At 34.3% G+C, this 10867-nt stretch carries 5 protein-coding genes; all 5 read left to right on the top strand.

What is annotated here, in order from left to right; all coding sequences use genetic code 11:
- The first annotated feature begins 215 nt into the window (after positions 1 to 215).
- The 5 genes from K8V80_RS03525 to K8V80_RS03505 all read left to right on the top strand — a co-directional run bounded on the left by K8V80_RS03525 (position 216) and on the right by K8V80_RS03505 (position 10619).
- Entirely contained in the window at positions 216 to 1223 is a 1008-nt protein-coding gene (locus K8V80_RS03525) for an aspartate-semialdehyde dehydrogenase (RefSeq protein ID WP_276775483.1), read from the top strand.
- A 432-nt stretch (positions 1224 to 1655) separates the two neighbouring features.
- Positions 1656 to 2492 carry a hypothetical protein gene (locus tag K8V80_RS03520; protein WP_276775481.1) on the top strand — a complete coding sequence of 279 codons (837 nt, stop codon included), beginning with the start codon at positions 1656 to 1658 and terminating at the stop codon, positions 2490 to 2492.
- Between the two features lie 233 nt (positions 2493 to 2725).
- The gene (locus K8V80_RS03515; protein WP_276775479.1) at positions 2726 to 6208 is read left to right on the top strand and encodes a SusC/RagA family TonB-linked outer membrane protein; all 3483 of its coding nucleotides are present in this window, start codon (positions 2726 to 2728) and stop codon (positions 6206 to 6208) included.
- 10 nt (positions 6209 to 6218) lie between these two features.
- Positions 6219 to 8060: a RagB/SusD family nutrient uptake outer membrane protein gene (locus K8V80_RS03510; protein WP_276775477.1), complete on the top strand. Its 1842-nt coding sequence runs from the start codon at positions 6219 to 6221 to the stop codon at positions 8058 to 8060.
- A 75-nt stretch (positions 8061 to 8135) separates the two neighbouring features.
- Positions 8136 to 10619, top strand: a complete 2484-nt coding sequence (locus K8V80_RS03505) for a glycoside hydrolase family 9 protein (protein ID WP_276775476.1) — start codon at positions 8136 to 8138, stop codon at positions 10617 to 10619.
- Positions 10620 to 10867: the final 248 nt, after the last annotated feature.

Raw genomic sequence — 10867 nt, 5'->3', positions numbered from 1 at the left:
AGTTTAGTTCTGTTTTATTACATTTATTATACAAAGAAAATTAAAAGATGTGGCTATACCAATCATTTTCAATTTAAGTAGTAGCGAAATGTTGTTAAATCAATCCTTTTGTTACATTTTTATTTTAGATTTGTAGTATTATACATCTATATATAACTTCTTATGTATATATAAAGAATATTTAGTTATAACAGAATTTAAAATTAAAAAGAAGAATGAAAGTAGCAATTGTTGGGGCTAGTGGAGCTGTAGGACAAGAATTCCTACGCGTACTAGAAGAAAGAAATTTTCCGATTGATGAATTAGTATTATTTGGCTCTCATCGTAGTGCTGGTAAGAAGTTTCAATTTAATGGGAAAGAAATCGAAGTTAAACTCCTTCAACATAATGATGACTTTAAGGGTATTGATATAGCTTTCACATCTGCAGGAGGTGGAACCTCTGTAGAATTTGCAGAAACTATAACTAAGCACGGAGCAATTATGATTGACAACTCAAGTGCATTCCGCATGGATAAAGATGTACCCTTGGTTGTACCTGAAGTAAATGCTACTGATGCTAAACATAGACCCAGAGGAATTATTGCAAATCCAAACTGCACTACAATTCAAATGGTTGTTGCTTTAAAGGCTATTAATGACTTATCTAAAATAAAAAAAGTTCATGTTTCCACTTATCAAGCTGCAAGTGGAGCTGGTGCAGCAGCAATGGATGAATTGTATCAACAATACAGAGAAATATTAGAAGATAAGGAGGTCACTGTTTCCAAATTTGCCTATCAATTGGCATTTAACCTCATCCCTCAAGTAGACGAGTTCACAGAAAACGGATACACAAAAGAAGAGATGAAGATGTACAATGAAACAAAAAAGATAATGCATTCCGATATCGAAGTAAGTGCAACTTGTGTACGAGTTCCTGCTCTTAGAGCTCACTCTGAAAGCATTTGGATAGAAACAGAAAAACCAATTTCTGTAGCAGAAGCCAAAGAAGCATTTAAAAATGGTGATGGTATCATTTTACAAGATGAGCCTAGCAAAAAAGAATATCCTATGCCTCTATTTGTAACAGGCAAAGATCCTGTTTACGTTGGACGTATCCGTAAAGATTTAACCAATCCGAATGGTCTAGCTTTTTGGGTAGTAGGTGACCAAATCAAGAAAGGTGCTGCTTTAAATGCAGTACAAATCGCCGAATACTTATTAGCAGAAAAAGAAGTCTAAATTCTTAAGACAGAATATATATCTGAAGGTCTATCTAATTTTTTAGATGGACCTTTTTTATGCCTCTTTCCATTAAAAAAATAGAAATTTTTGTAATCTAAATCATACTGCATGACACCGACATGATGATAACATGTCGGTGTCATCGTTTCATCATGTCGGTGTCATGCAATGAAAATGACTTAGTCATTTCTTATACTGAAACGATCAACTTTCTTCTATACCTTTTTGACAAGTATGAACAATAGACTGACTAAAAGAGTATCTCATTAAGAAGTAAACATCTTGTATACAATTACAGCAAAACTCAACCTTGGATTAAAAATGTTCTATTATTTAGAATTTAGATATTTAATTTTAGATTTATTTACATTTTAATTTTTATCTTTGTAGAAAATCATAGGACTTACTTAACATAAATATTCTATTCATATGAAACTCATTGCTGAAAGTAGCTCAACAAGAACTGAGTGGGCCGTTGTTGAAGGAGACAGTGTTATTAAACGTGTCTTTACAGAAGGTATAAACCCATTCTTTCAGACTCGTAGAGAAATCAGTAGAAGTGTTCGCCTAAACCTACCAGAAGAATTCTTTAGAAAAAAATTTGACTGCGTACATTACTACGGAGCAGGATGTACCTCTGCTGATAAAAAAGGAATTGTTGAGGCCTCATTAGTAGCACAATTTAAAACACCAATAGAAGTTGAAAGTGATTTACTAGCAGCAGCAAGAGGATTATTCATTCACGAACCTGGAATTGCTTGTATTTTAGGAACAGGCTCTAATTCATGCTTTTACAACGGAAAAGAAATAGAAAAGAATGTCCGTTCTGGAGGTTATATATTAGGAGATGAAGGAAGTGGAGCAGCTTTAGGAAAACTTTTCTTATCCGATGTTTTAAAAGGATTAGCTCCACAAGATTTAACGGAGTTATTCTATGATACATTCCGTATAGAACCAAGCGATGCAATGGAATCTGTCTATTCAAGACCATTCCCTAATCGATTCCTTGCAACCATTTCATTCTTCTTATCTGAGCATTTAGAGAATGAATATGTTAACAACCTTCTTGTCTTTAATCTTAAGAATTTCTTTGAAAGGAATATCAAGCAATACAATTATCATACCTATCCTATACGCCTAATGGGCTCCACTGCAGTACTTCACCAAGTACTGATTCAAGAGATTGCCAAAGAGTATGGTGCTGAAGTAGATCAAATTGTAGATAGTCCGATGACTGGTCTAGTACAATATCATTCAGAAGTATAAAATTAAACTAAATTCATAAAAATATATAAAATAGTGTTTCCAATCTAAAAATTAGATTACATTTGTGATGAAGCTCAAAAAGAGTAGATACACTCTTTTTTTACCCTTAAATGTTAATAATGTTAAACAATAAACACTAAACATTAACAAAGCCTATGAAAACACTTTAATCTAACACTGTACTATCCGTTTTCGCTAAAAACGTAATAATCACTTATAAATATTAATCTTTTATGGTTGAAAAACACAGAAGACGAGGACTAAATCTTAAAACACTCCTCGTTGCAATATGTGCTACAGGATTTATCACAAGTAGTAACATTGCAATTGCAGCTAATACTAATCATACTACTGAATATAGTATAGATCAGCAAAAGACACTTATTAAAGGTCAAGTGAAAGATGCTAGCGGTGAACCCGTAATAGGAGCTAGTATCCTTGAAAAAGGCACATCAAACGGTACAATAACCGATATTGATGGAAATTTCTCTATTAATGTAAAGCCTGGGGCTACACTACAAATTAGCTATATAGGCTTTAAAGCAATTGAAACAAAAGCACAAAACAATCTAAAAATAACTCTAAAAGAAGATTCAGAGCTACTAGACGAGGTTGTTGTTGTCGGTTATGGTGCTCAGAAGAAAGAAAACTTAACAGGTGCGGTAGCTTCGGTTGATATAGAAAAAACTCTTGGTGGACGCCCTGTATCAGACGTAGGACGTGGACTTCAAGGTACAACACCGGGGCTTTCTATAGCTGTACCAAGTGGTGAGTTGGGTTCAGATCCAACAATTAAAATTCGTGGTCAAATAGGCTCGCTTGATGGTGGATCCTCTCCATTGATCTTACTAGACAACGTTGAAATTCCAAGTTTACAAATGGTAAACTCTGATGATATTGAATCAATATCAGTTCTAAAAGATGCAGCATCAGCTTCAATCTATGGAGCAAAAGGTGCATTTGGTGTAATCTTGATTACAACAAAAAAAGGAGCAAAAACAGAGAGCGTTAATGTAAGCTATTCAGGAACATTTTCTTGGCAAAATATTTCAAAGAAAATGGATATGGCTAGACTGAATGGTTTAGAGTATTCAATTGATGCCTCAAAAAGAGTAAAAGGCCCTGGAGCTGCAGTGTCTGGTGCTTTCTTTCAGATGACAGAAGAAGGTCTAGAACTTGCTAGAGAATGGGATAAAAACTATGGAGGGAAATTAGGTCCAAATGACCCAATGGTATACGGACGTGACTGGTATGTGGATAGTCAAAAAAGAAAAATTGGATTGAGAACTTATGATCCATATGATTATATGATTAGAGAATGGGCTCCATCAATGACACACAACCTATCTCTTAATGGCAAAAGCGGCAAAACTACTTATAATGTAGGTCTAGGTTATCTTGACCAAGATGGTATTAACAAACCTGCAAAAAAAGACGATTTTAAGAGATATAATGCGTCCATAAAATTAAGCACAGAAATTAATAAATATGTAACAGTGCGTGCTGGAGCAATATATTCTAAGAGAGAGAAAAGGTATGCTTATTCTACAAGCTCAACTACTGCAGACCAGTGGTTATACTTATATAGATGGGGAAGCAATATGCCTTTAGGCTATGATGATGAAGGAGATATAATAAGAAGTCCACACTCTGAATTATCTCAAGCTAATACAGCCAAAAGAGAATGGAACTATACTAATATAAACCTAGGAGCGACCTTCAATATAATGAAAGATTGGACTCTAGATGTTGATTACACATATGCTGGTGAAGATAATATTATCAATGAAGGAGGAACCAGATACACAGCACTACAATCATGGGGTGGAGCTATACCGAAACTTGATAGTAATGGGAATCAAATATATGTAGACAACACTGGAGCAGTAGTTGATTCAGGAACTCCTGGAGCTATGCCTGCACAGAAATTAAGCTTAGTAGAATATACATCACATGGCTCGAATCCCGATCATATTTATAGAAGAGTAGCCAATGGTAAAAGAAAAACACTTAATATTGTAACTAATTATAACTTAGAACTAAGTGAACTCCATAAATTCAAATTTATGGCGGGTATGAATAGGGTTACCTATGATGAAACCTACAATTGGTCAAGAAAAAAAGATTTAACAGATATAACTAATCCTCAGTTTGATTTAGCTGTTGGACAACAAGAATCTAGTGGAGGAAATATTTGGGACGGTCAACTTGGCTTTTTTGGAAGAGTTAACTATTCTTTTGCTAACAAATATTTATTAGAAGCAAATATTAGATATGACGGGACCTCCAAATTCCCTAAAGATTTAAGATGGAGAGCATTCCCATCATTCTCTGCAGGATGGATCCTCTCTGAAGAATCTTGGATGGATTGGAGTAAGTCAATTCTTTCTTTCTTTAAAGTTAGAGGCTCATGGGGGATGATTGGTGATCAAACAGTACCAAATACACTATACACCTCTTTTCTACCTATTGGTGAAAGTTCTTGGCTAGACTACAGTGGCCAAAAGCTAACATACACAGGCATTCCTAGCGCTATTGATGCAAATATCTCTTGGCAAGACATAACTACATTAAATTTAGGGTTAGACACTAGATTCCTTGATGGAGAATTAGGTCTAAGTTTTGACTGGTATCAAAGAGATACAAAAAACATGATTGTTCCAAGTGAGGTTTCTTACTCTTTCGGTCAAGGAGCGCCTAAAGGGAACTATGGCTCATTAAGAACAAGAGGTTGGGAGCTAGCTATTGACTACAATCATAGATTTGAAAACGGATTGGGCGTTAATGCTATGGTTACACTATCTGATGCTCAAACTGAAATAACAAAATACAGCGACACTAAAAGTATCAATGACTGGTATGTCGGCAAAAAATATGGAGAAATTTGGGGTTATGCTACGGATAGATTATATCAAAAAGATGACTTTATCTATAACGGAGATAAAATAGAACAAACTTATGCACTTAATGGGAAAGAAGTAGCAAAAGGAACTCCTGGAGCTAAAATTGTAAATAAACTTAAAGATCCTAATGCCATTTACCAAGATTATCTACAAAGTGGAGATTTTATATTCGGACCTGGTGATGTTAAATTTAAAGACCTAGATGGTGATGGAAAAATCGATTCTGGATCAAACTCTATAGATAATGCTGGAGATAGAAAAGTTATAGGGAATAGCACTCCAAGATATGAGTATGGAATCAGGTTAGGAGCAGACTTTAAAGGTTTTGATTTTTCTATTTTTATGCAAGGTGTGGGAAAAAGACAAGTTTGGGGTAATGGATTCTTAGCAATCCCTGGATACAACTCTTCAGATGGGGCTATGCCAGAAACATTTGCTAAAGATTATTGGAAAGAAGACAGGCCCAATGCTTATTACCCTAGACCCTTTAATCAATCTGGTAATAATGACAAATATAACATGGTACAACAGTCAAAATACCTATTAGACATGTCTTATTTTAGAATCAAAAATATCACATTAGGTTATACTCTACCAATGCACATTACTAGTAAAGTAAAAATGCAAAAAGCAAGAGTTTATTTAGCTCTCGAAAACTTCTTTACATTTGATAATCTAAGAGGTCTGCCTATAGACCCTGAAGAAGTTCAGGGATTCTCGATGTTTAACAGTGACAATTACAACTCTGGAAGAACAGGTGTAGGTGCTCCTACCTTCAAAAATGTATCTTTTGGTGTTCAACTAAACTTCTAAAGGAATTATCATGAAAAAATATTTTATACATTTCTTAGCAATATCAGCTTTAATTTTTTCAGGATGTAATGATGTCTTAGACAGACCTGAAAAAACAAAACCAACAGATGACAATTATTGGAAAACAGAAACAGACTTAAGACTTTATACAAATCACTATTTTCCACAGTATTTTGTAGGATATAATAGCGGTTGGTCATCGCAATACACACCCCTAAGAGGATACAATTTTGCAGACGATTTCGCCTCAGTTGGAAAGCAAACAAACTTTGAAAACTCCATTCCAAGTAGCAGAGGAAGTGAAGCATTAAGCACTGAATGGTTAACACAATATGTTGGTCCAAATTGGAATTTTGCATGGATTAAAAAATCCAATATATTTATAGACAGGATAGAAAATAGGATGAAAAACCTAATATCCGAAGAGGCCTACAACCATTGGCTTGGTGTAGCTAAATTTTTCAGGGGTTTTGAGTATCATCGATTAACCAGCGTATTTGGGGATATTCCTCTTTATACAAAACCTTTTGATAACTCTAATTATCAAGAAATGTGGAAAGATCGAGCTCCACGTAATGAAGTTATGGCTCAAGCTTATGAAGATTTTAAATATGCTTTTGACAACATTAGACTTGATGATGGAGAACCTAGTGTTAATAAATATATTGCTGCTGCTTTCATCTCGAGAATCATGCTTTTTGAAGGAACATGGGTAAAATATCATCAAGGAGATAATGAGCTAGCAAAAAAATATCTTTCTTTTGCTCAAGAAGCTTCTGAGTTTATTATGAATAGTGGCAAATATGAAATTTCTGGTGACCACAAAAGCCTATTTGGCTCTTTTGATTTAAAAGGTCACAAAGAAGTCATACTTTATCGTCATTATGATGCAAGTAAAGGTGTTACACATCATATAGCATCTTATTCAAATGCATATGAAGCTCAAGTATCAGCACCAAACTTAGCTCTTGCTCAATCATTTATTTGCAATGATGGAAAACCTTATCTAAATTCATCTGTTGCTGATGCTAATAAACTTGACATCAAGAACATGATTAAAACAAGAGATCCTCGTTTTGAATCAACATTTATAGATCATCCTAAAGTACAATCAGCAACCTTATTATATGCTAGCAAGTTTATTGATAGAGTTGGGCCAACATATTGGAATTCAGGTAATATTCCTCCCCAATATGGCGGTGTAAGCAACGACAATGACTATCCGGTATTACGCTATGCTGAAGTTTTACTGAATTGGATTGAGATCAAAGCTGAATTAGCAACGATTGGAGGACCTGCTATTACTCAAGCTGATATCGATAAATCTATCAACTTAATCAGAAACAGAGATTTAGATGAGGTCGCTATAAATAAAGGAGTACAAAAAACAGCTCCAATGAAACTTTCTGAAATCAATGACGCTTTTGACCCCAATAGGGATCCAGAAGTATCTCCTCTTCTTTGGGAAATCAGAAGAGAAAGACGAATGGAGTTTGTATTTGAATATTCTAGACTTCTAGACATCAAACGATGGAAAAAGTTAGACTATATGAATAATGAAAAATATCCTAATACAATGCTAGGCTTATGGATTAATGTACCTGAAGAGTTACCAGAAATACTGGAAGACAAGGAAGGTAAACCAAGAGCAGTTCAAGTAGTCAATGAAGATGGAGTAAAAATCACTTATGATGGAACTAATAGAGACAAGATGATAGGGTTCTATGTTCCTGAAAATGCAAAAGCAAGAGACTCCTTTACAGATAGATCTTATTTGTCTCCTATTGGTCAGGCACAAATTGAACAATACGCAGATAAAGGATCTAAATTAACTCAGACCCAGGGTTGGTAAAAATCAAAAAAACAATCTTAACAAACCAATTGAAATGGGTGCCAGCTGGCACCCATTTCTTTTTTTTAATACATTATGAAAAAGCTCATATTAATCCAAGTATTCCTATTAAGTCTATGTATCCAAGTCTATTCAAAAGAATGGATTCGAATTAATCAGCTAGGATATATGCCTCACTTAAAAAAAATAGCAGTTGTACTTAAAGATGACAGTGATACCTTTCAAGATTGCTATTTAGTTGATGCCTTTACAAATAAAAAAGTATACTCCTTTAATAAAATTCAAGCTACCGGGCCAATGGGCAATATGAAACAGACGTTTCGAATTGACTTCAGCGAATTTAATAAAGAAGGTAGCTTCTACATACAAACAGAGAAAGGAACCTCCCCCATTTTTCCTATCAACAATGAAGTTTACAAGGGAACTGCCGACCAACTTCTTATTTATATGAGACAGCAAAGATGTGGTTATAATCCTTTAGTTCAAGACAGCTGCCATACTCATGATGGCTATATCATCTACCATCCAACAAAAAATGGACAATATATTAATGTCAAAGGGGGATGGCATGATGCTGGAGACTACTTACAATACACAACAACTTCAGCTAATGCTATTTACCAAATGATGTTTGCTTATTCAGCTAATCCAACAGCTTTTAAAGATAATTATGGTGACAATGGAGTTCAAGAGCCAAATGGAATACCTGACATAATTGATGAGATAAAATGGGGATTAGACTGGCTAAATAAAATGAACCCAAATCCAGGAGAACTATATAACCAAATTGCTGATGATAGAGACCATATAGCCATGAGTCTCCCAAATAACGATACTATAAATTATGGGTACGGAAAAGGTTTAGGAAGACCTGTGTATTTTTGTTCTGGAGAAAAGCAAATAAGAGGACAATTTGAAAACGCAACGCAAGGTGTTGCTAGTACAGCGGGCAAATTTGCTTCCTGTTTTGCTTTAGGCTCTCAAATTTTAGCTCCATTCTATCCTGACTTTGCCACAGAAATAGGACGTAAAGCAGAAGCAGCCTATCAAGAAGGTATAAATAAACCTGGAGTTTGTCAGACAGCCTCAGTTCGCTCGCCTTATATATATGAAGAAATAAACTGGGTTGATGACATGGAATTGGGTGCTATTGAGCTATACAAAAGAACCAATAATACAAAATTTTTAAATCAGGCAATTGAGTTCGGAAGACAAGAGCCTATTACTCCATGGATGGGAGCTGATAGTGCTAAACACTATCAATGGTACCCCTTTATGAATATGGGACATTACTGGCTAGCCAAACATAAAGACAATAAGGTAAGTAACGAATTTATACGAAACATGAAATCTGGTATCCAGCGTACCTATGAAAAGGCTCAAACAAATCCTTTTTTAAATGGCATTCCTCACATATGGTGTTCTAATAATCTCACTGTAGCTATGCTTACACAATGTCATCTTTATAGAGAGCTGAGTGGCGATACCACCTATGAGGAAATGGAGGCATCTTTAAGAGATTGGCTTTTTGGATGTAACCCATGGGGTTCTAGTATGTTAGTAGAAGTACCTTTATATGGAATATACCCACAACACCCTCATTCGCCTTTTATTATTTACACCTCACAAAACACAACAGGAGGATTAGTTGATGGACCTGTGTATACCAATATATTCAATAACTTACGTGGAGTACATCTAAAAGATGGTGAAGATTATAAATACTTCCAACCTAAGGATATTGTATTCCATGATGATTTTCAAGACTATTCTACCAATGAACCAACAATGGACGGTACTGCAAGTTTTGCATACTATTTATCCGCTATGGAAAGAGAGGGACAAGAAAAGAATAAGTATGTCAATTCAGATAAAAATCAATACATTGATGGAGGAATTGTAAGAACCGATCCTTCTAAAAAAAATATTGCTTTAGTATTTACATCTGACCAATATATTGATGGCTATAAACAAATAATTCAGACTTTAAAAAAGCACAATATTAAAAGTAGTTTCTTTTTCACTGGTAACTTTGTAGAAAAATATCCTCAGATAGTTAAAGATATCTCTAGTGAAGGACATTATATAGGTACTCATGGAGACAAACATCTTCTATATTGTTCGTGGGAAAACCGAGATTCATTACTCCTTAAGAAAGAAGAATTTCATCAAGACATCATTAATGGCTGCAAAAAATTAATAGAACTAAATATAAAGCCTAGTCCTTTATTTATACCTTCTTATGAGTATTATAACAAGCACATTTCTTCGTGGACTAAACAGTTAGGTATGCAGATCGTAAACTTTACCCCACATAGTTTTTCAAATGCAGACTATACGACACCAGATATGAATAACTATAAGAATAGTAAAAAAATTTATGAGAGTATAATTCAATTAGAGAAAAGAGATAATTTAAATGGCGCTATTTTATTAGTCCATTTTGGAACTCATCCAGATCGAATAGATAAGTTTTATTCCCAATATTTAAATAAACTTATAGAGTATCTCCATAGGAACAATTATAATATCACCCCTGTTGAGGAAAGCATATTATAAAACACATGTGAATTAAATAACAAATTAGCTTGATCAAGCTAATTTGTTATTATAGAAGAGAGAGATTTTTTGCCGATAAACATAGTACTCCTTTATTCTATCTATGAGAGATCTAAATATTTAAAATAAATACACAATTCTAAATAAAACAAAATAGATGTAACCGATATTAAAATATAGATTATATTTGTAGTAATCAAAATCCCAAAATCTAAATCTGATGAAAAAGCTGTACCTCATAGTAATTA

Origin of the sequence: Bacteroides coprosuis (genome assembly GCF_020741705.1) — a bacterium.
Classification (GTDB): domain Bacteria; phylum Bacteroidota; class Bacteroidia; order Bacteroidales; family Bacteroidaceae; genus Bacteroides_E; species Bacteroides_E coprosuis.
The sequence above is the reverse complement of the archived record's forward strand: the minus strand, read 5'-3'. Positions and strand labels throughout refer to the sequence as shown.